This is a genomic window from Allocoprococcus comes, from assembly GCF_013300725.1.
GTDB lineage: Bacteria > Bacillota > Clostridia > Lachnospirales > Lachnospiraceae > Allocoprococcus > Allocoprococcus comes_A.
Genome location: NZ_JAAIMM010000002.1, coordinates 91,658 through 111,643, shown reverse-complemented (window position 1 = coordinate 111,643; position 19,986 = coordinate 91,658). Strand labels below are relative to the sequence as shown.

Here is a 19,986-nt window from a genome sequence, read left to right as displayed (position 1 = left end):
ATGGGTGAAATTATTGTAGTGACATCGGGAAAAGGCGGTGTCGGAAAAACAACAACGACAGCAAATATAGGTGCCGGACTTTCAAAGCTCGGGAAAAAGGTACTGGTGATCGATACGGATCTGGGCCTTCGGAATCTGGATGTTGTCATGGGACTTGAAAACCGGATCGTATATAATCTGGTCGATGTGATCGAAGGTGGCTGCCGTTTGAAGCAGGCGATGATCAGTGATAAGCGTCATGAAAATCTGTATCTGCTGCCATCGGCACAGACAAAAGATAAGTCAGCGATCACACCGGAGCAGATGATCAAGCTTACTAATGAGCTTCGAGATGAATTTGATTACGTTTTACTGGATTGTCCGGCAGGGATTGAGCAGGGATTCCAGAATGCGATTGCCGGAGCTGACAGGGCATTTGTTGTGACGACGCCGGAAGTATCCTCCATTCGTGATGCTGACCGTATCATTGGGCTGCTGGAACAGAATCACATGAAAAAACTGAATCTGATTATTAACCGTATCCGGATGGATATGGTGAAAAGAGGAGAGATGATGTCAGTAGAAGATGTGACAGAGATTCTTCCCATCGACCTGATCGGAGCAATTCCGGATGATGAACAGGTCGTGATCGGAACGAACCAGGGAGAGACGGTTGTAGATATGGATTCGCTGGCAGGAAAAGCATATACCAATATCTGCCGGCGTATAACCGGTGAAGAAGTACCGTTTCTCGATCTTGATAAACAGGAAGGTCTGTTCCACAAGCTTTCCCATATGTTTAAAAGAAATTAGGAGGATGTATCATGCATGTATTTGAAAGAGGTATGCACCATTCATCTGTCCGTATTGCAAAAGAACGTCTGAAAAGCCTTCTTGTTTCGGACCGGGTGCAGTGTCAGCCGGATACTTATGATCTTTTGTGCGGAGAATTATACCACACAATCGGAAAATACATGAAGATAACCGAAGATAATTTTAAAGTGGAAATAACACGTTCACAGATTAGAATCAACTTGACAGGAGAAAAATCGTGAGATTACCAAAAAAGACAAAACCTTATCATTTAAAAGATGTGAAATTCGGTCTGATCATTTCTGTTCTTGCTATATCGATTATCGGAGTTATGGTAATCGGAAGTGCAAAGCAGGCAGTACAGGGAAGACAGATCATAGGACTTGTCGCCGGAGTGATCCTGATGATCATTCTTTCAATGATAGACTATGTATGGCTTCTGAATTTTTACTGGATTTTATACGGGATCAATATCATTGCACTGGTATGTGTAAAGCTGTTTGGAACCAATGTAAACGGTGCACAGCGGTGGATTGATATCGGAGTGACGAATTTTCAGCCATCAGAGCTCAGCAAAATACTGGTTGTCTTATTCTTTGCAAAATTTCTGATGAATCATGAGGATGATCTGAACAGTGCAGCAACCATCCTGAAAGCAGTAGGATTGATCGCACCAACACTGATCCTGATCGTTCTTCAGCCGGACCTTTCAACAACCTTATCCATAGCGCTTGTCTTTTGTGCTATGATGTATCTGGCGGGACTGAGTTATCGATTTATCGGAACCCTGATTGCGATTCTGGTTCCGGTTACGATTATTTTTATCAGTATTGTTGTACAGCCAAATCAGCCATTTCTGCATGATTATCAGCAAAAGCGTATTCTGGCATGGCTGGAACCGCAGAAATATGCAAGTGATGAAGCTTACCAGCAGAATAATGCGATTATGGCGATTGGGTCCGGACAGCTTACCGGTAAAGGACTGAATAATAATACGACCACATCCGTGAAGAACGGAAATTTTATTTCTGAGCCACAGACAGACTTTATTTTTGCAATTGTAGGTGAAGAATTAGGTTTTGTGGGTTGCTGTATCGTGATTGGTCTGTTATTATTGATTGTAGTACAATGTATATTGATAGGACTCAGGGCACAAGATCTGGCGGGGCGGATTATTTGCTGCGGTGTAGCCGCGCAGATAGGATTTCAGTCGTTTATCAATATCGGCGTGGCAACAGGGATCTTACCAAATACAGGAATTCCCCTTCCGTTTGTTAGTTATGGACTGACTTCGCTTATCAGCTTATATATGGGAATTGGCATTGTATTAAATATAGGGCTTCAGCCTAAAAAATATCAGTAAAAGGAGCTGAGAAAATGAATATCGGACTTATTGCGCATGACTCTAAGAAAACACTGATGCAGAATTTCTGTATTGCATATCGTGGGATTTTGAGCAAGCATGAGTTGTATGCGACCGGTACAACCGGCCGGCTGATCGAAGAAGTTACTAATCTTTCTATTCACAAATATCTTGCGGGACCGCTGGGCGGCAAACAACAGCTCGGTGCGCAGATTGCACAGAATGGAATTGATGCTCTGATCTTTCTTCGGGATCCACAGAATCCAAAGCCACATGAACCGGATGTAAATGATGTCATTCGTCTTTGTGACATGCACAACATCCCGATGGCTACCAATCTTGCAACGGCAGAAATCATTATACTTGCATTAGACAGAGGAGACTTGGATTGGCGTGAGATGTATAAGTAGAGCAAAAAGTGCCGCACTGGTATGTGTGGTATCGGTAAGTCTGTTTACAGGTGGTTGCATCGGAGGTAAAGGAGCAACGCCTGTGACAGCATATGAACTTAAAAATTATAATCAGAATTTATATCAGGGAAAGCTTTATGCAGAGGATCTGTGTGTAGCACAGAATGATGTGGCGTTAGAGGGTTATACAGAAGATACAGAATTGCACAGTGCCGCATTATTTGATCTTACAGGAGAACGTGTATTATATTCTTATAAAGCGCATGAACGACTGTATCCTGCCAGTACAACCAAGATCATGACGGCACTTCTCGCTATAGAGAATGCAGATCTGGATGCCCAGGTGACGATTAGTGGAAACGCAGATGCATCCAGCTTTTCGGCGGATGCACAGGTGTGCGGACTTGTGAAAGGAGAAGTCTGGACGCTCAGGGATCTTTTGGGAGCGCTTCTTTTGTATTCTGGAAATGATGCAGCAACTGCGATCGCGGAATATGTAGGTGGATCAGAAGATGCGTTTGTTAATATGATGAACCGCAGAGCCCAGGAATTGATGGCGAACGGGACTCATTTTATGAATCCGCACGGACTGCATGATGACAATCATTATACAACAGCGTATGACCTTTATCTGATATTTAATGAGTGCATAAAGCATGAAGATTTTGTAAATATTATACAGAGTGAAGCATATACCGCACATTATACAGATGTGGACGGTAACAGCCAGGAGGCGATGTTTACACCGACCAATCTCTATGCACAGGGAGAGGTGGATGTGCCGGAGAATGTTACGATTGTAGGAGGGAAGACCGGGACGACGGATGAAGCAGGATATTGTCTGATTCTGATGGAAAAAGATTCCAGTGACAATCCATACATATCGATTGTAATGGGAGCCTCAGAAAAACCGGTTCTGTATGAGGATATGACATCACTGATCGAGGCAATCCCGTCTGGTCAGCAGTAAATGTGGTGTGTGGATCTTATCGTATACACAAAAAGGGGCATCTCTTGTCTGGGGAGCCCCTTTCTTTTTTCAGGCATGTAAAAAATACACCGGGATGATATCGGGTACATTACCTGGGCATATTAAGATTCAGACATGGATCCGATCCTGCCAAAAAGACTGATCAGGTAGAGACCGCACAGTCCGACGATCGTGTAGACGATACGTGAGAGCCATGACATATTTCCAAAAAGCCAGGCAATAAGGTCCAGACGGAATATACCGATCAGAAGCCAGTTCACAGCACCGATGATCACGACTGTGAGTGCTGTATTATCAAACCATTTCATGTAAAACATCCTCCTTATACGATTCTATGCGGTTAGTATGTGTTAAAATTATGTGATTATTCATAAATGAGAGGAAAAATATGTTATATTATAAATATTCGGATTACCTGAAAAACAAATATGGTGAAAAAGTATACAAGCTTCCGGTGAATCTTCCGGTCACATGTCCGAACCGTCTTGACGGAGATGGATGTGCATTCTGTGCCGGTGCAGGAACCGGATTTGAGGCAATGGCGGCTGTGGTTCCTGTCACAGAACAGCTGACACGGACCAGACAGATGATCACGAGAAAATACCATGCCAACAAATATATTGCATATTTTCAGAATTATACCAATACTTTTCTTCCTCCGGACAGATTTCGCAGTTATCTGATGGAGGCTACCAGAATTCCGGGTGTCGTGGAGATATCTGTTTCTACAAGACCGGATTGTGTTTCGGCTGAGTATCTTGATATTATGAGAGATATCCGCGCGATGACCGGAATTCAGATGAATGTAGAACTTGGACTACAGACGGCAAATTATCATACACTGCAGATGATCGACAGGGGACATGGTCTCGCTGAATTTATTGATGCAGTACTGCGGATCAAAAGCTATACCGCTATTTCAATCTGTACCCATGTGATTCTTAATCTTCCGGGAGATACGGCAGCGGATGCAAAAGAGACTGCAAGAATCCTTACTGCGCTCGGCGTGGATATTGTGAAACTGCACTCGCTTTATATTGCCAGAAATACACGGTTGTGTGATTGGTATGAAAATGGTAAAATAACGGTATGTTCAAAGGAAGAATACTTTGAAAGAGTGATTACGTTTCTTGAACAGATTCCGGAAACCGTGGCAGTAGAACGAATGTTTTCAAGAATTCCTGAGAAAGATGCGGTGTTCTGTAACTGGGGATGCAGCTGGTGGAGGCTGAGGGATGAACTGCTGCAGAAGATGGAAGAGGAAGGCAGGTATCAGGGCAGGTGCTGTGATTATCTGAATGGTGCGGCACTGCGCCTGTTAAAATCCGAATAGATTTGGAGGCTTGATTTTTGGCTGGGAAAAAGAAGAATACGGAGGTTGTCAGCCTCCAGAAGTATAAACGAAAAGGACATTTAAATATTGGTACGATTCTGTTTGGAATTATTTTTGTATATCTTGTTTTTACCGTTCTGATCTATTTTACAAAAGACAGAGTGAGTGTATATGAGGTACGGGAAGGAAGCATCTTAAAAGACAGAAATCTTACCGGAATGATTCTCAGAAAAGAAACGGTGGTAAATGCTGAAAAAAGCGGATATGTCAATTATTTTGTAGACGATGCACAAAAGGTTGCACTTGGAACCAATATTTACACAATTACGTCTTCCAAGCTCGAGACACAGACGGATCAGGACAGCAATGAAGAAGTTTCCTTGAATGCAGATGAATGGAACAGTATTCTGCTGAAGGCACAGGGATTTAATGAATCCTATTCGCCGGAGGAGTTTAAGACGGCATCAAATCTGAAAAGTGAAGTAACAGCGATCTTACAGAACAATACAACACAGAGCAGGGTTGCACAGCTGAATTCTATTCTGCAGTCCGGAAATGTAGATGCATTTCAAAGCCAGGATGACGGAATCGTTGAGCTTTCGGTAGATGGCTATGAAAATCTGACGACAGATAATATCACGGATGAGATGTTTGATAAGGCAAATTATAGTGTCACAGAGCTTTCGGGCAACCAAAAGATTGATGCAGGGCAGCCGGTATACCGTCTGGTCACAGATGAAGAGTGGACGGTAACGATACGCCTGACCTCTGATCTGGCAGAAACCTTCCAGAAAAAAATGAACGGGGAAGATTCCCTTTCTGTTGAGGTAAAATTCCTGAAGGATAATAAGAGCCAGTGGGGAACCATGCGGCTTACGGAAAAGAAAAATGATGTTTACGCTAATATTACTTTTAAGGACTCCATGATCCGGTATGCAGATGAACGGTTTGTGAATATTGAACTGATCCTGGAAGACGAGTCCGGGCTTAAGATTCCGAAAACCTCGGTAACGGAGAAAGACTGTTATGCTGTTCCGGTAGATTATATTACGAGTGGCGGAGCTTCTCAGAACGAAGGTGTCTACAGGCAGACGACCAAAAAAGGAAAGACGACAACGGAATTTATTCCGGTGACGATCATTAACGAGGATACGGAATCGGGTATTGCATATCTGGATACAGAGAATCTGAAAAAAGGAGATACTCTTTTGCTGCCGGAATCTTCCGATACGATGGATCTTGTGAAAACCGAAAGCATCAAAGGAGTTTATAATGTCAATAAAGGCTATGCTGTATTCAGGCAGGTTCAGATCCTGAGCGAGGGTGATGAATACTATATTATTGCAGAAGGAAACAGCTACAGTCTTTCCAATTATGATCATATTGCCCTGAACGGAGATTCTGTTCGGGATAATCAGATAGTAAGTCAATAAGAAATGGAGTGAAAGAAATGATCACAGAAAACTTAAAAGATGTGGAAGCACGTGTATGCGCTGCATGCGAGCGCTCCGGCAGGAAGCGGGAGGATGTAACACTGATTGCTGTCAGCAAGACCAAACCGGTAGAAATGCTGGAAGAAGCGTATGCTTACGGCTGCCGTTATTTTGGTGAAAATAAAGTACAGGAACTGGATGAAAAATATGACGTAATGCCGAAGGATATTCACTGGCAGATGATTGGTCATCTGCAGCGCAACAAAGTAAAATATATCATCGATAAGGCAGAGCTGATCCATTCCGTTGATTCTATCCGTCTTGCGGAAACAATTGATAAAGAAGCAGCAAAAAAAGGTATTGTTGCAAATGTGCTTCTCGAAGTAAACATGGCAAAAGAAGATACAAAATTCGGCCTGATGCCAGAGGAAGTTATGGATTTTATTCATGAAATTGTCAGATTTCAGAATATAAAAGTACAAGGATTGATGACAATTGCTCCGTTTGTAGAAAACCCGGAAGAAAATCGTATACATTTTGCAAACTTACGAAAATTATCTGTTGACATTGCAAAGGAAAAAGTTGATAATGTTAACATGAGTATTCTTTCAATGGGGATGACCAATGATTTTGAAGTTGCTATAGAAGAGGGAGCCACCATGGTTCGAATAGGGACAGCAATTTTTGGCGAGCGAAATTATGCTCATCAGATTTAGATACTACAGATAGGAGTGTATAAGAAAAATGGGAGTATTAGATAAGTTTTTAGACGTTATGAAATTAAACGGCGATGATGATGAGTATGATGATGATTTCTACGATGATGATGACGATTTTGAAGATGAGTCATATGAGGATGAGAAGCCAAAAAAGAATATTTTTGGAAAGAAAGACAAACCGGCTGCTTACGAAGAAGAAGAGGAAGACTATCAGCTTAAAAAATCAGGTCGTTCAAATAAAGTTACCCCGATGCGCCAGCCTTCCACACGCAGAAATGCCCCTGCAATGGAAGTTTGCGTAATCAAACCAAACGCAATGGATGATACACGCGAGATCACAGAGACTCTTCTTGCAGGAAGAACTGTTATTTTGAATCTGGAAGGTATGGATCTTGAGATTGCGCAGAGAATTATTGATTTCACATCAGGATCTGCTTTTGCAATTGATGGTAATCTTCAGAAGATTTCAAGTTATATTTTCCTGGTAACACCGGCAAATGTTGATATTTCCGGCGATATGCAGGATCTTCTGAATACTTCGTTCGATGTACCGATCCAGAACCGTTACTAGAAGAAAGAAGACAGGGTATGGAAAAAGAAGAGACTTTACTTCGCAAGCGTCTGATTGAGCTGTCTAACATTGCTTATCAGAGAGGAATCATTATGTATTCCGATTTCCTGAACCTGAATGAACTGAATATATTACATACTACGCCGAAGGATTCGTTCCCTGTTCCATACAGGACCTTTGGCGGGTATGATCCGTCAGAGCGTCAGATGGCAGCATTTCTACCTGATGCTTTTTATATGTATATGGACGAGGATAGTATCCACAGTACATATCCGATCCGCATTCTGAAAATTAGTCCGCTGCAGCCGAAATTTGCTGAGGAATTATCACACAGAGATTATCTGGGTGCACTTCTGAACCTTGGGATCACACGGGCAAAGACGGGAGATATTCTGATTCACGATAAGGAAGCTTATGTTTTTGTACATCAGGAACTGACGGAGTTTCTTGCAAAAGAACTGACCAGGGTGCGTCATACAACTGTCCGTGCCGTAGAAGTAGAAAATGCAGATTTTAAATGGGAGCCAAAGTACGAAGAGATTAAGGGGACTGTTGCGTCAGTACGCCTGGATTCCCTTCTTTCGCTGGCTTTTTCTTCGTCCAGAAGTAAACTAACTGCATTGATTGAGGCTGGGCGTGTATATGTAAACGGAAAGCTGATTACCAGTAATGGATATCATGTAAAGGACAACGATATCATATCCGTAAGGCAGATGGGACGTTTTCAGTACGAAGGAGTTCTTTCTGAGACAAAAAAGGGACGTTATTATGTTACAATCCGAAAGTATACCTAATGGCATTAGCAGTAAAGGAGAGCATATGAAGAACAGACCAGGTTTAAAACAGTATATTTTTGCAGCACTTGGAGTCGTAATCCTGGTGCTTCTGGATCAGTATACAAAGCTTCTGGCAATTGCACATTTGAAGGATCAGTCCGCATTTGTGTTGTGGAATAATGTTTTTGAATTGCATTATCTTGAAAACAGAGGAGCCGCATTTGGGATTTTTCAGAACCAGCGATGGTTTTTTGTCATCATGACCGTTGTGATCCTTGTTGTTGTGAGCTGGTTTTATGGCAGAACTCCGGTAGAAAAAAGATATCTGCCACTCAGAATCTGTATGATCGTTCTGACAGCCGGAGCAATCGGAAATTTTATTGACCGTCTGATCAGAGGATATGTGGTGGACTTTTTTTATTTTTCACTGATTGATTTCCCGATTTTCAACGTGGCGGATGTTTATGTGACTGTGACGTTTATCGTTCTGGTTCTGCTGATCTTCTTTTATTATAAAGATGAAGATTTTTCTATTTATTCGCGCAGACAGGAGCAGAAGCATGCAGATTAAAGAATTTCAGAGTGAAGAAAATGCAGGGGAGAGAATCGACAAATTTCTCACAGAGAAAGTGCCGGAGCTTTCCCGTTCTTATATTCAGAAACTGATAAAAGAAAAAAATGTAAAGGTGAATTCTGCGGTAATCAAATCTAACTATAAGGTTGCAAAGGGAGATCAGATCCGGATTACGATACCGGATTTGACGGAACCGGATATCCTGCCGGAAAATATACCACTGGATATTCTCTATGAAGATGAAGATATCCTGGTGGTTAATAAGCCGAAAGGGATGGTAGTGCACCCGGCAGCAGGTCATTATACCGGAACTCTGGTCAATGCGATCATGTATCATTGCAAAGACCAGCTTTCAGGAATCAACGGTGTAATGCGTCCGGGAATCGTACACCGGATCGATATGGATACTACCGGTTCTCTTCTGGTATGTAAAAATGATACCGCACACCAGATCCTTGCAGAGCAGTTAAAAGAACACAGCATTAAGCGGGTTTATCATGCAATTGTACATGGCAATATCAAGGAAGACTCCGGCACTGTGAATGCGCCGGTCGGACGCCATCCGATTGACCGGAAGAAAATGAGTATCAATGAAAAAAACGGCAGAGATGCGGTGACACACTACCGGGTACTGGAGCGGTTTGGCGATTATACTTATATTGCCTGTGAGCTTGAAACCGGTCGTACACATCAGATCCGTGTGCATATGGCAAGTATCCATCATCCATTGCTTGGAGACTGTGTATATGGTCCTGCAAAATGTCCGTGGACACTACAGGGGCAGACACTTCATGCGAAAATTCTTGGAATTATCCATCCGAGAACCGGAGAATATATGGAATTTGATGCCCCACTTCCAGAATATTTTGAAAATTTATTGAAAAAACTACGCAGAATGTCATAGAAATCTATACATTTACCTGGAATTGTTATATAATATGTATAGAACAATCAAGGAGTAATGACCTGTAAAGGAGCGTGACGTTTATGAGTAAAACACATACAATTATAACGATAGGTCGTCAGTTTGGAAGCGGAGGACACGAAATTGGAAAACGCCTGGCAGATGAACTGGGAATTAAGTTTTATGATAAAGAGTTGTTGTCACGGGCAGCAAAGGACAGTAAGATATGCAAAGAGCTTTTTGAGACACATGATGAAAAACCGACGAACAGTTTTCTATATTCATTGGTAATGGATACATATTCTATGGGATTTGCATCCGGTTCTGTCAATGAAATGCCACTAAATCACAAGATTTTCCTTGCACAGTTTGATGCGATCAAAAAGATTGCGGAGGAAGGACCGTGTGTACTGGTAGGAAGATGTGCGGACTATGCACTGGAAGAGCGGGATGATGTACTAAGTGTATTCATTCATGCAGATCTGGAAGACAGGATCAAAAATGTAGCGAAGCTGAATGAACTGCCAGATAACAAGGCAAAAGATCTGATACATAAGACAGATAAACGCAGGGCAAGCTATTACAATTATTATACCAACAAAAAATGGGGCGATGCCGAAAGTTATGATATTTGTATGAACAGTTCCAAGTTTGGTGTTGACGGATGTGTGAAAGCTATCAAAGACCTTCTTGAATTAAAGGAAAGCATGGAAGAGTAAGAACAGCGATTATAATGTTATAAAACGGGGGAAATAAAAATCCCCCGTTTTTTAGGCCTGTAGCAGAATACTTATGTTCTGATATTTTCGGAACACAGGCATTATAGTGTCAAATAAAAAGAAGAGGAGACAAGGAAACATGAAATTTGTAATTCAGAGAGTAGCACATGCCGAGGTTGCGGTAGAAGGAGAAGTGATCGGAAAGATTGGAAAAGGATTTATGGTGCTGATCGGAGTGGCACAGGATGATACCAGGGAGATTGCAGACAAAATGGTAAAGAAGCTGACAGGACTCCGCATTTTTGAAGATGAGAACGGAAAGACCAATCTTGCCCTGAAGGATGTGGATGGAGAACTTCTTCTTATTTCCCAGTTTACCTTATACGCAAACTGTAAAAAAGGATTCCGCCCAAGTTTTATTGAGGCAGGTGCACCGGATATGGCAAATGAACTGTATGAATATATTATTGAAGAATGTAAGAAAGTGATCCCGGTTGTGGAAAGAGGAAACTTTGGTGCGGATATGAAGGTATCTCTTTTGAATGACGGTCCATTTACGATCGTGCTGGATTCGGAACAGATTTGTTAAAATATTATTTGGTTTCTAAAGATGTATCGTGTATAATAGAATACAGATGGAATACACAAGAAAGTGGGGAATGTAATAATGAGTTATGAAGCATTAAACAGCAGGATTATGGAGATGAAGGATGAAATTCTTGCTGGAATCCAACAGAACATGAGAATTGAAAGCGTGCGTGGTGAGGCACAGCCAGACGCGCCATATGGTCCTGGACCGAAGGCTGCTCTGGAAGATGCCCTTGAACTTGGCCGCAAACTTGGCTTCAAGGTTGGGCAGGCAGACAATCGTATCGGCTGGGTAGAATATGGAGAAGGAAAAGAGATGGTAGGCGTTCTCGGCCATGTAGACGTTGTACCGGCTGGTGATACCGGCTGGACTTATCCTGCCTATGGTGCCGAGATCCACGATGGAATCCTTTGGGGAAGAGGATGTCTGGATGATAAGGGACCGATCATTGGATCGATTTATGCATTGAAGGCGATCCGTGACCTGAATCTTCCAATTGACCGCAGAATCCGTGTTATTTTTGGATCTGATGAGGAATGTGGCTCTTCATGTGCGGCGTATTACGTAGAGAACGGATATGAGATGCCGACGATCGGATTTACTCCGGATGCAGATTTCCCGGTTATTTTCTGTGAAAAAGGAACGACTGGCATCAAGGGCGGTTCAAAGGTTTATGACAAGGGACATATCGAAGTAGAATATTTTGGGGGTGGAATTGCTGATAATGTTGTGATTCCGACATGTAAACTGGTTGTAAAAGGCGATATTAAAGTTACAGAATCAGAAGGTATTACTGTGACACATGAAGATGGGAAAACAATTGTTGAAGCGGTAGGAAGAAGTGCACATGGAAGCACACCTCATCTTGGAGTGAATGCAGCGATCCTGCTCCTGAATGCTGTCAAAGAGAATGAATTTGGTGGAGAATTCCAGCAACTGATGGAATTTCTGCTGAAAGAGATTGGAACAGAGACAAACGGAGAATCACTTGGTGTACATTATGTGGATGAAGAAACCGGTGAGACGACCGTAAACCTTGGTATCGTCCATTATGACGGAGAAAAGACCTATTTTACATTAGATGTCCGTTATCCGAAAAATGCAGATCAGAAAGTTGTCGATGATACACTGGTCAATCATATCAACAGCTATACATTTGACGTTCTTCGGAAAAATAACCACAAAATTCTTTATGTACCAAAGGACTCTGAACTGGTGACAAAGCTTGTTCATGTATATGAGGAGGAGACCGGCGAGCATCTGGAGCCGCTTGCAATCGGTGGTGGAACTTATGCAAAGAAATTCCCGAATATGGTAGCATTTGGACCAGTATTTCCAGGAGAAGCAGACGTGATCCATCAGCCGGATGAACATGTAGAAGTAGAAAGGCTTCTCCGTGCACTGCAGATTACAGCAGCAGCGATGTATGAACTTGCAAAAAAATAAATACTAAGAGAAAGACATATAGAAAATAAAAATGTCAATATAAAAACAGGTGATGAACCGCATATTATCTTTTGGATAAAGAAATCTGCAGTTTATCACCTGTTGTGCTATAGATTACTTTGTAAAAAAAGGGGAACCATAACGTGTGGCAATACCAGCTGTAAAACAGAACTTCGTATTAACGGAAGAAACGCATAACAGCTACAACTTTTCCTAAAATTGTGACATCCTCCAGAATAAAAGGTTCCATTGCATCATTCTCCGGCTGGAGACGGATGACACCTTCTTCTCTGTAAAAGGTCTTGACTGTTGCGCCATCTTCAATCAGGGCAACAACCATATCTCCATTCTCCGCAGTTGGCTGCTTTTCTACAACAACATAATCACCATCCAGAATACCTGCATTTACCATACTTTCACCCTGAACCTTCAGCATAAAAAGTTCCTTGTTCGAAGAAATATACTCGGTAGGTACCGGATAATAGTCTTCAATATTTTCCTCTGCCAGGATTGGTTCTCCGGCGGCAACACGCCCAACGATCGGAATCTGTACCATCTCGCGTCTGGTTAGATTAAAAGAGTCATCGAGAATTTCAATTGCGCGCGGTTTGGTAGGATCGCGGTGTATGTATCCATTCTTCTCAAGAGTTTCGAGATGAGAATGTACAGAAGAAGTTGACTTCAGATTCACAGCATCACAAATCTCACGGACAGCCGGTGGGAAACCGCGTTCCAGAATCTGGGATTTGATATATTCAAGTATCTCTTCCTGTTTCTTGCTAATATTACCTTTACTCATAAAAGAACCTCCTGTGTCTGTAGTTATATTTATATCCATTCATATAAGTATTCACACTATTAAAATTATCATACCATACCAAATAGGAAATAGCAAACAAATGTTTAGAAAATATGTTCGATTGTGTATTGACAAACATATGTTCTTGTTGTATATTAATAGCAGAACAACTGTTCGGGAACATACTTTCGATAAATAGTACGCGAAAGTTGAAGAAGAAAAGGGAGGATTTTATCATGAGATCAGAGAAAAGAACAGACATACCTATGGATCGATATCATGCCGGAGAGAAGAGACGGAAATACTGTCACTATGCAAAGTTCCGCAGAACCGGTTTTTTTAGACGTTTTGTGACTGGAATAGCAGCAGTTGTTTTGATCATGTCTATGAGCTTTGGTTTTGGAAGTTTCTTTTCGAGTGCTCATGACAGTGGGACAGAGACTTCTGTTCCTTCTGAAGAGCGGTATTATAAAAGTGTTCAGATTGAAAAAGGGGATTCACTTTGGAGCATTGCACAGCAGTACATGGGATCGGAAGATTCTGTTTATGAATATATGGATGAACTGGCAGAGGCGAATCATTTAAGCATGAAAGACAGAAATAATCTTCAGGAAGGGGATTATCTGGTTGTTTCCTATTATGGTGAGGAAGCTGTTTATTAAAGACGACCTGTGCTGTCAGGCAGCAGCGAAAATCTGTCTGACAGCACATTATATACACTCTTATTTTTTATAAAAGTCTAAAAGACTAGGACATTTTTAGGTCTCTAACCAAGATCCCATCGCTCACCCCGTCTTAGTCTTTCCGGACTTTTTTATTTTATGGTAAAAATTTTTACGATAAAACAGGAGACAGAGATTTGTTTCACAATCAGAAAGTGGTATAATCAAAAAATAGAGTAATAACGGAGGCGAACAAGAAAATGGAGTATACAGAATTGGGAAAGACCCGGCTTCATGTATCCAGGATGTGCCTTGGTACATGGGGAATCGGAGGTGTCGGATGGGATACTTATTCCGACGAAAGCCGAATGGATGCGATTAAAGCAGCAGTGGATTGTGGAATTAATTTTATTGATACAGCGCCTGCTTATAATGGTGGAAGGGCAGAACAGTATATTGGACAGGTTTTGCATAAACTTGGTGTAAGAAAAGAAGTAATCCTGTCTACGAAGTGTGGAAATGAATTTATTGATGGAAAGTATATACGCTGTGGGGCAGCAGATAAGATCATGCGGGAATGCGAAGAATCACTCCATAATCTGAAGACAGATTATATTGATGTATATCTGGTTCATTGGCCGGATCCGAATGTTCCAATGGAAGAAACAATGGATGCACTTAACACACTGAAAAAGCAAGGTAAAATTTTGCATATCGGAGTATCGAATTTTACAAAAGAACAGATTGAAGAAGCAGAAAAATATTGTGACATTGAAGTATATCAGCCACAGTATTCTATGGTGGATCGTAAGGGGGAACAACTGATTCAGTGGGCCTATGCGCAAAGAATAGGAGTTATGACTTATGGAACACTTGGAGGCGGTATTTTAACCGGAAAGTACAGGCAGCTCAAAGAATATGGGGTGAATGACAATCGAAATCGGTTTTACCCATATTTTAAAGATCCATTGTTCTCAAAAATAATGATTCTTTTAAGAACGATGGATCAGATTAGTATGGAGCGAAATGTTCCATTGACACAGATTGCATTGAACTGGGCTTTGCAGAAGCCTTTTATTTCTTCCTGTATTATTGGAGCGCAGAGCCGTGATAAGATTGAAGAAAACTGTAAAGTATTTGAATGGAAACTGAACAGTGATGAGATTCAGTTACTGGAACAGGCTTTAAAAGAATACACGGAATGTATGGATAAATTATAAGACAAAACTTATTTTTATATTTTTAAGGTTATACTTGATTTTACTAGTGACTTTAAAGGATTATCATGATAAAATCAAACGAGTGTATTTAATTTTAGAATAAAAAAGGAGATTTTGTTATGGATAATCATAAAAAAAGGAGTACATTTTCCGGTAAATTAGGATATGTACTGTCAGCAGCAGGGGCTTCTGTAGGTCTTGGAAATATCTGGAGGTTTCCTTATCTTGCGGCGAAATATGGTGGAGGAATTTTCTTACTTATCTATATTCTGCTAGCCCTTACCTTTGGATACACGATGATAGTAGCCGAATCAGCAATTGGCCGTATGACAAGAAAAAGTCCGGTAGGTGCGTTCAAATCTTTCGGAAAGTCAAAATGGATTTCTTTTGGTGGATGGATTAATGCGATTATTCCGGTTCTGATTGTACCATATTATTCTGTAATTGGAGGATGGGTTATCAAGTACCTTTGGGAATATGTAAAAGGAAACAGCAGTAGTCTGGCTCAAGATGGATATTTTTCAGAGTTTATTTCAAATGGATTTTCTACAGAAATCTGTTTTATCATATTCTGTCTGATTACATTGATTATTATTTATGCAGGTGTCCGAAATGGAATTGAGCGTGTTTCAAAGTTTATGATGCCAATTTTGATCGTGCTTTCGCTGATCATTACCATCTATTCAGTAACACGACCAGGTGCAATGGAAGGCGTGAAGTATTTCCTGGTGCCAAATCCAAAGAATTTCTCATGGATGTCTGTGGTAGCTGCTATGGGACAGATGTTTTATTCCTTGTCGATCGCTATGGGAATTCTAATCACATTTGGTTCTTATATGAAGAGCGAGATTTCAATCGAAGACTCAACAAGAAATGTAGAAGTATTCGATACAGCAATTGCAATTATGGCAGGACTTATGATCATTCCAGCTGTGTTTGCATTTTCAGGTGGAAATCCAGATACTTTGCAGGCAGGACCGGCGCTGATGTTTATTACGATTCCAAAAGTCTTTGAAAATATGGGGTTTGGAACGTTAATTGGAATTGTATTCTTTTTGCTTGTCCTTTTTGCAGCGCTGACCAGTTCAATTGCATTGACAGAAAGCGCTGTATCTACATTTGAGGACGAAATCGGCTGGAGCCGGAAAAAATCCACTGTGCTTGTTGGCGTGATTATGATAGCACTTGGAAGTTTGTCTTCACTTGGATATGGACCACTTGCATTTGTAAAAATTATTGGTATGCAGTTTCTGGATTTCTTTGATTTCCTGACTAATTCAGTAATGATGCCGGTTGCAGCACTTATGACATGCCTTTTAGTAGCGAGGGTTGTTGGGATAAAGAGGATAGAAGAAGAGGTTATGCATGGAGAAAGTACATTCCGGAGAAAGAAAATTTTTGTTGTTATGATCAAATATCTGTGTCCGATTTTTGTTCTGATCATTTTGATCAGTTCCGTGGCGAATGCGTTTGGATGGATTTCTATGTAGAATAAAAGTATGGATAGAAATTAAAAATGAAAAAACGGATAAACAAAAGTAAAGAATAAAATTTAAACAATATGCGTTTGGAGGAATGTGAAATATGGAACAGATGAAAGTTGGAATTATTGGCGCTGGTCGAATCGCGGCAAATATGGCGAAAACACTGAACGGTATGGACGATGCAGTGGCATATGCCATTGCTGCAAGAAATCTTGACAGAGCACAGAAATTTGCTAAAGAATGGGGATTTGAAAAGGCATATGGCTCATACGAAGAGCTGGTAAATGATCCGGAAGTAGAGCTGATTTATATTGCAACCCCACATCCATTTCATATAGAGCATGCCAAACTTTGTATCACTCACGGGAAACCGGTACTTTGTGAAAAACCATTTACTGTAAATGCTGCCGGAGCAAAAGAAGTATTTGCTCTTGCAAAGGAAAAAGAAGTCTTTATTACGGAAGCAATTTGGACAAGATACCTTCCATCCCGTAAAATAATCGATGATATTATTGCAAGCGGAGAAATTGGAGAATTAAAGGGAATTTCAGCAAATCTTGGGTACGATATGCGAACAAAAGAACGTCTGATCAATCCGGAACTTGCAGGAGGAGCACTATTAGATGTAGGTATTTATCCGCTGAATTTTGCAAGTATGGTTTTAGGAGATGATGTTGAAGAAACAATTTCTTCCTGCGTAAAATTTGACAGTGGAGTGGATGCACAGAATTCTATCATTCTGAAATATAAAAATGGATCGATGGCTTCTATACAAAGCAGTGCACTAACAGGCACTGAACAATATGGTATGATATATGGCACCAAGGGATATCTGATTGCGGAAAATATCAATGATATTACAGCGGTAAAAGTATATACACCAGATCGGGAATTTGTAAGAGAGATTACAATGCCTGAACAGATCACAGGTTTTGAATATGAAGTACGCGCTTCTATGAAGGCTATCCGTGAAGGAAAACTTGAATGTATAGAAATGCCGCATGAAGAAAGTATTCGTATCATGGAACAGATGGATGGACTTAGAAAAGACTGGGGGATTGAATATCCATTTGAAAAAGGAAACAGACCGTGCTAGTAATTATAATTAGCTGTTTAAATCACTAAATAAGAAATATCAGCTGTCTCTGGCAAAAAGTTGTCTTGGGACAGCAGTATTTTGAATAACCAATCTATACGACAAATACCGATTTTTCAAAAAGATATAGACAAATCTTCTGAAACCATGCTATAATCATACCTATATCGGGGAAATTTATGGAATTTAGGAGGTTCTTACGATCATGCCATCTGATACAAAAACATATCAGGAAGAAACTTATATTGATAATACCATTCGTCTTCGTGGTGTTCTAAATACCATGCCGGACTTTGCACGTGATTATTTTCGTGCCATTGAACCAACCACATCACCAAAGACGCGAATATCTTATGCATATGACATCCGTTTGTTCTTTCAGTTCTTAATTGAAGAAAATCCTGTTTATAAACATCACTCACTGAAGGACTTTCAGGTACAGGATCTGGAAGCTATTCAGCCTGTTGATATAGAGGAATATCTGGAATATCTGAAGGTTTATGATACCACGGACGTTCATACCAAAGAAACCAAACAGGTCACGAATTCTGAACGTGGATTATTTCGCAAAATGTCTGCCTTACGCAGCTTTTATAATTATTTCTTTAAAAGACAGATTATTCAGAAAAATCCGACTTTATTTGTAGATATGCCAAAGTTACATGATAAGGCGATCATACGTTTGGATACGGATGAGGTCGCAAAGCTTTTAGATTATGTGGAATCCTGTGGATCCAAATTAACAGGACAGGCACTCTCCTATTATAATAAGACGAAAGAACGCGATATTGCGATCATTACTCTCCTGCTGGGAACAGGTATTCGAGTATCAGAGTTAGTTGGACTGGACCTGTCGGATGTGGATTTTAACAATAATGGGATTATGGTGACACGAAAAGGCGGAAGCCAGATGGTTGTTTATTTTGGTGAAGAGGTGGAAAAAGCACTTCGCAATTATCTGGAGACATACCGTAAAGCGGTAACGCCCCTCGCCGGATATGAAAATGCTCTGTTTTTATCAACCCAAAGACGCCGGATCGGTGTACAGGCGGTTGAAAATATGGTCAAAAAGTATGCCTGTCAGATTACAAATAAAAGAATCACGCCACATAAGCTCAGAAGTACCTATGGTACTGCCCTTTATAAGGAAACGGGGGATATTTATCTGGTAGCGGATGTCCTGGGGCACAAAGATGTCAATACAACGAAAAAGCACTACGCTGCAATTGATGAAGAAAGGCGGCGCAGTGCTGCAAATGTGGTAAAATTGCGGGAACCGTAAATTGTCAAGGTACGGTTAAATAATATCCTAATATGGTTAAATTTTTATAAATGATAAATTGGTGAATAATAAAATTCCATCATCATATCAATCACATAGATGAAATGGTGATGGAATTTTATTATTTCTTTATCCTTAATGTTCTCAGATAACACTTCTGCTCCGGTGCGATCCGGTAGCTTTCAACCGCTTTCTGAATGGTCTTATTATGTGTCCAGGTGTCCAGCTTTTTCTCTTCCAGATAAGGCAGAATCTGATCATACTGTTTGGCAAGTGCGGTCGCAAAATACCAGGCGCGCATCATATTGACATAATACTCGTCTGATTTGATTTCGGCTACTTTTTCCGGATATTCTGGTTTAAACTGTTCGTCCAGATAATACCGCATCAGCATTCCAATTCCAAAACGGACGATATAAGGGTGATCCGATGCCATCCAGCTGTAGACTTCCTGGATAAATACATCCAGATGCTTTTTCATTGTACGAAGTGCGATCATATCGCAGGTTGCCCAGTTGTCCACATAAGGGAGAAAACGTTCTATCGCGGCAATACAGGCTGGATAATCTTTGATCTGTTCAATTAGCAGTCCGTGCAGGTTGTTTTCTTCGTAATACTTGTGTGGAAGCACTTCAAGAAAGGTAACCGCATCAGCCGTTTTTCCAAACTTTTTCGCATAGGCACGTAACATCGGAGTCCGTACACCGATGACTGTTTCTTTATCAATGGTTGGCATCAGCTTTGCATGAAAATCACGGTAAGTAAGATCCTGCATTTCAAAAAGTTCTGCCTGCACTTTTTCTATTACTTCTCTTCTGTTCAT

At 40.9% G+C, this 19,986-nt stretch carries 23 protein-coding genes; 20 read left to right on the top strand and 3 right to left on the bottom strand.

Translation table 11 applies throughout. The features are described from left to right. From minD to G4407_RS01790, 5 genes are read left to right on the top strand one after another with little or no spacing between them, the layout of a single operon-like run. A complete protein-coding gene (minD, locus tag G4407_RS01810) occupies window positions 1–792 on the top strand; it encodes a septum site-determining protein MinD (RefSeq protein ID WP_173687545.1) in 792 nt (263 codons plus the stop codon). Window positions 793–803: 11 nt separating this feature from the next. After that, entirely contained in the window at window positions 804–1,034 is a 231-nt protein-coding gene (locus G4407_RS01805; protein WP_243259116.1) for a cell division topological specificity factor MinE, read from the top strand. Next, on the top strand, window positions 1,031–2,155 hold the full coding sequence (locus tag G4407_RS01800) for an FtsW/RodA/SpoVE family cell cycle protein (protein WP_173687544.1): 1,125 nt from the start codon (window positions 1,031–1,033) through the stop codon (window positions 2,153–2,155). The genes G4407_RS01805 and G4407_RS01800 overlap by 4 nt, the downstream gene beginning before the upstream one ends. A gap of 14 nt (window positions 2,156–2,169) precedes the next feature. Next, on the top strand, window positions 2,170–2,565 hold the full coding sequence (locus tag G4407_RS01795) for a methylglyoxal synthase (protein WP_008370250.1): 396 nt from the start codon (window positions 2,170–2,172) through the stop codon (window positions 2,563–2,565). Then, window positions 2,549–3,535 (top strand): D-alanyl-D-alanine carboxypeptidase family protein, encoded by a 987-nt coding sequence (locus tag G4407_RS01790; protein WP_330585914.1) that lies wholly within the window; start codon window positions 2,549–2,551, stop codon window positions 3,533–3,535. Before G4407_RS01795 ends, G4407_RS01790 begins: the two co-directional genes overlap by 17 nt. A gap of 122 nt (window positions 3,536–3,657) precedes the next feature. On the opposite strand, the gene G4407_RS01785 is transcribed toward G4407_RS01790, so the two are convergent. Further along, a complete protein-coding gene (locus G4407_RS01785; protein ID WP_022221010.1) occupies window positions 3,658–3,864 on the bottom strand; it encodes a DUF378 domain-containing protein in 207 nt (68 codons plus the stop codon). 80 nt (window positions 3,865–3,944) lie between these two features. Here G4407_RS01785 and mnmL point away from each other — a divergent pair, with 80 nt between their 5' ends. From mnmL to pepV, 10 genes are all read left to right on the top strand, one after another. After that, the gene (mnmL, locus tag G4407_RS01780) at window positions 3,945–4,889 is read left to right on the top strand and encodes a tRNA modification radical SAM protein MnmL/YtqA (RefSeq protein WP_173687543.1); all 945 of its coding nucleotides are present in this window, start codon (window positions 3,945–3,947) and stop codon (window positions 4,887–4,889) included. 17 nt (window positions 4,890–4,906) lie between these two features. Further along, a complete protein-coding gene (locus tag G4407_RS01775; protein ID WP_173687542.1) occupies window positions 4,907–6,322 on the top strand; it encodes an HlyD family efflux transporter periplasmic adaptor subunit in 1,416 nt (471 codons plus the stop codon). Between the two features lie 17 nt (window positions 6,323–6,339). Next, window positions 6,340–7,038, top strand: a complete 699-nt coding sequence (locus tag G4407_RS01770; RefSeq protein ID WP_173687541.1) for a YggS family pyridoxal phosphate-dependent enzyme — start codon at window positions 6,340–6,342, stop codon at window positions 7,036–7,038. A gap of 28 nt (window positions 7,039–7,066) precedes the next feature. Then, the gene (locus G4407_RS01765; RefSeq protein ID WP_173687540.1) at window positions 7,067–7,612 is read left to right on the top strand and encodes a cell division protein SepF; all 546 of its coding nucleotides are present in this window, start codon (window positions 7,067–7,069) and stop codon (window positions 7,610–7,612) included. Window positions 7,613–7,629: 17 nt separating this feature from the next. After that, complete coding sequence (locus G4407_RS01760; RefSeq protein WP_173687539.1) at window positions 7,630–8,406, top strand: YlmH/Sll1252 family protein; 777 nt, start codon at window positions 7,630–7,632, stop codon at window positions 8,404–8,406. A gap of 25 nt (window positions 8,407–8,431) precedes the next feature. Continuing rightward, window positions 8,432–8,959, top strand: a complete 528-nt coding sequence (gene lspA, locus G4407_RS01755) for a signal peptidase II (RefSeq protein WP_173687538.1) — start codon at window positions 8,432–8,434, stop codon at window positions 8,957–8,959. Then, a complete protein-coding gene (locus tag G4407_RS01750; RefSeq protein WP_173687537.1) occupies window positions 8,949–9,866 on the top strand; it encodes an RluA family pseudouridine synthase in 918 nt (305 codons plus the stop codon). Before lspA ends, G4407_RS01750 begins: the two co-directional genes overlap by 11 nt. A gap of 83 nt (window positions 9,867–9,949) precedes the next feature. After that, entirely contained in the window at window positions 9,950–10,585 is a 636-nt protein-coding gene (locus G4407_RS01745) for a cytidylate kinase-like family protein (RefSeq protein WP_173687536.1), read from the top strand. Window positions 10,586–10,724: 139 nt separating this feature from the next. Continuing rightward, window positions 10,725–11,174, top strand: coding sequence for a D-aminoacyl-tRNA deacylase (gene dtd / locus G4407_RS01740; RefSeq protein ID WP_173687535.1), 450 nt, complete (start codon window positions 10,725–10,727; stop codon window positions 11,172–11,174). Between the two features lie 78 nt (window positions 11,175–11,252). Continuing rightward, window positions 11,253–12,620 carry a dipeptidase PepV gene (gene pepV, locus G4407_RS01735; RefSeq protein ID WP_173687534.1) on the top strand — a complete coding sequence of 456 codons (1,368 nt, stop codon included), beginning with the start codon at window positions 11,253–11,255 and terminating at the stop codon, window positions 12,618–12,620. A gap of 178 nt (window positions 12,621–12,798) precedes the next feature. On the opposite strand, the gene lexA is transcribed toward pepV, so the two are convergent. Next, on the bottom strand, window positions 12,799–13,419 hold the full coding sequence (lexA, locus tag G4407_RS01730; protein WP_117834762.1) for a transcriptional repressor LexA: 621 nt from the start codon (window positions 13,417–13,419) through the stop codon (window positions 12,799–12,801). 236 nt (window positions 13,420–13,655) lie between these two features. Between lexA and G4407_RS01725 the strand changes: the two genes are divergently transcribed. The 5 genes from G4407_RS01725 to G4407_RS01705 all read left to right on the top strand — a co-directional run bounded on the left by G4407_RS01725 (window position 13,656) and on the right by G4407_RS01705 (window position 19,163). After that, on the top strand, window positions 13,656–14,081 hold the full coding sequence (locus G4407_RS01725) for a LysM peptidoglycan-binding domain-containing protein (RefSeq protein WP_173687533.1): 426 nt from the start codon (window positions 13,656–13,658) through the stop codon (window positions 14,079–14,081). 260 nt (window positions 14,082–14,341) lie between these two features. Then, window positions 14,342–15,301, top strand: coding sequence for an aldo/keto reductase (locus tag G4407_RS01720; protein ID WP_173687532.1), 960 nt, complete (start codon window positions 14,342–14,344; stop codon window positions 15,299–15,301). Between the two features lie 119 nt (window positions 15,302–15,420). Beyond that, complete coding sequence (locus G4407_RS01715; protein ID WP_173687531.1) at window positions 15,421–16,791, top strand: sodium-dependent transporter; 1,371 nt, start codon at window positions 15,421–15,423, stop codon at window positions 16,789–16,791. A gap of 103 nt (window positions 16,792–16,894) precedes the next feature. Further along, window positions 16,895–17,881, top strand: coding sequence for a Gfo/Idh/MocA family protein (locus tag G4407_RS01710; protein ID WP_173687610.1), 987 nt, complete (start codon window positions 16,895–16,897; stop codon window positions 17,879–17,881). Between the two features lie 205 nt (window positions 17,882–18,086). Further along, window positions 18,087–19,163 carry a tyrosine-type recombinase/integrase gene (locus G4407_RS01705; protein ID WP_173687530.1) on the top strand — a complete coding sequence of 359 codons (1,077 nt, stop codon included), beginning with the start codon at window positions 18,087–18,089 and terminating at the stop codon, window positions 19,161–19,163. A gap of 121 nt (window positions 19,164–19,284) precedes the next feature. Here the strand turns inward: G4407_RS01705 and G4407_RS01700 are convergent, their stop codons facing one another. Beyond that, window positions 19,285–19,986 carry a DNA alkylation repair protein gene (locus G4407_RS01700; RefSeq protein WP_173687529.1) on the bottom strand — a complete coding sequence of 234 codons (702 nt, stop codon included), beginning with the start codon at window positions 19,984–19,986 and terminating at the stop codon, window positions 19,285–19,287.

What these genes read in the sequence shown, in the direction of transcription:
- minD (WP_173687545.1), top strand. Translation starts at nt 1, where the DNA reads ATGGGTGAAATTATTGTAGTGACATCGGGAAAAGGCGGTGTCGGAAAA.
- G4407_RS01805 (WP_243259116.1), top strand. Translation starts at nt 804, where the DNA reads ATGCATGTATTTGAAAGAGGTATGCACCATTCATCTGTCCGTATTGCA.
- G4407_RS01795 (WP_008370250.1), top strand. Translation starts at nt 2,170, where the DNA reads ATGAATATCGGACTTATTGCGCATGACTCTAAGAAAACACTGATGCAG.
- G4407_RS01785 (WP_022221010.1), bottom strand. Translation starts at nt 3,864, where the DNA reads ATGAAATGGTTTGATAATACAGCACTCACAGTCGTGATCATCGGTGCT.
- mnmL (WP_173687543.1), top strand. Translation starts at nt 3,945, where the DNA reads ATGTTATATTATAAATATTCGGATTACCTGAAAAACAAATATGGTGAA.
- G4407_RS01770 (WP_173687541.1), top strand. Translation starts at nt 6,340, where the DNA reads ATGATCACAGAAAACTTAAAAGATGTGGAAGCACGTGTATGCGCTGCA.
- G4407_RS01765 (WP_173687540.1), top strand. Translation starts at nt 7,067, where the DNA reads ATGGGAGTATTAGATAAGTTTTTAGACGTTATGAAATTAAACGGCGAT.
- G4407_RS01760 (WP_173687539.1), top strand. Translation starts at nt 7,630, where the DNA reads ATGGAAAAAGAAGAGACTTTACTTCGCAAGCGTCTGATTGAGCTGTCT.
- lspA (WP_173687538.1), top strand. Translation starts at nt 8,432, where the DNA reads ATGAAGAACAGACCAGGTTTAAAACAGTATATTTTTGCAGCACTTGGA.
- G4407_RS01750 (WP_173687537.1), top strand. Translation starts at nt 8,949, where the DNA reads ATGCAGATTAAAGAATTTCAGAGTGAAGAAAATGCAGGGGAGAGAATC.
- G4407_RS01745 (WP_173687536.1), top strand. Translation starts at nt 9,950, where the DNA reads ATGAGTAAAACACATACAATTATAACGATAGGTCGTCAGTTTGGAAGC.
- dtd (WP_173687535.1), top strand. Translation starts at nt 10,725, where the DNA reads ATGAAATTTGTAATTCAGAGAGTAGCACATGCCGAGGTTGCGGTAGAA.
- pepV (WP_173687534.1), top strand. Translation starts at nt 11,253, where the DNA reads ATGAGTTATGAAGCATTAAACAGCAGGATTATGGAGATGAAGGATGAA.
- lexA (WP_117834762.1), bottom strand. Translation starts at nt 13,419, where the DNA reads ATGAGTAAAGGTAATATTAGCAAGAAACAGGAAGAGATACTTGAATAT.
- G4407_RS01725 (WP_173687533.1), top strand. Translation starts at nt 13,656, where the DNA reads ATGAGATCAGAGAAAAGAACAGACATACCTATGGATCGATATCATGCC.
- G4407_RS01720 (WP_173687532.1), top strand. Translation starts at nt 14,342, where the DNA reads ATGGAGTATACAGAATTGGGAAAGACCCGGCTTCATGTATCCAGGATG.
- G4407_RS01715 (WP_173687531.1), top strand. Translation starts at nt 15,421, where the DNA reads ATGGATAATCATAAAAAAAGGAGTACATTTTCCGGTAAATTAGGATAT.
- G4407_RS01710 (WP_173687610.1), top strand. Translation starts at nt 16,895, where the DNA reads ATGAAAGTTGGAATTATTGGCGCTGGTCGAATCGCGGCAAATATGGCG.
- G4407_RS01705 (WP_173687530.1), top strand. Translation starts at nt 18,087, where the DNA reads ATGCCATCTGATACAAAAACATATCAGGAAGAAACTTATATTGATAAT.
- G4407_RS01700 (WP_173687529.1), bottom strand. Translation starts at nt 19,986, where the DNA reads ATGAACAGAAGAGAAGTAATAGAAAAAGTGCAGGCAGAACTTTTTGAA.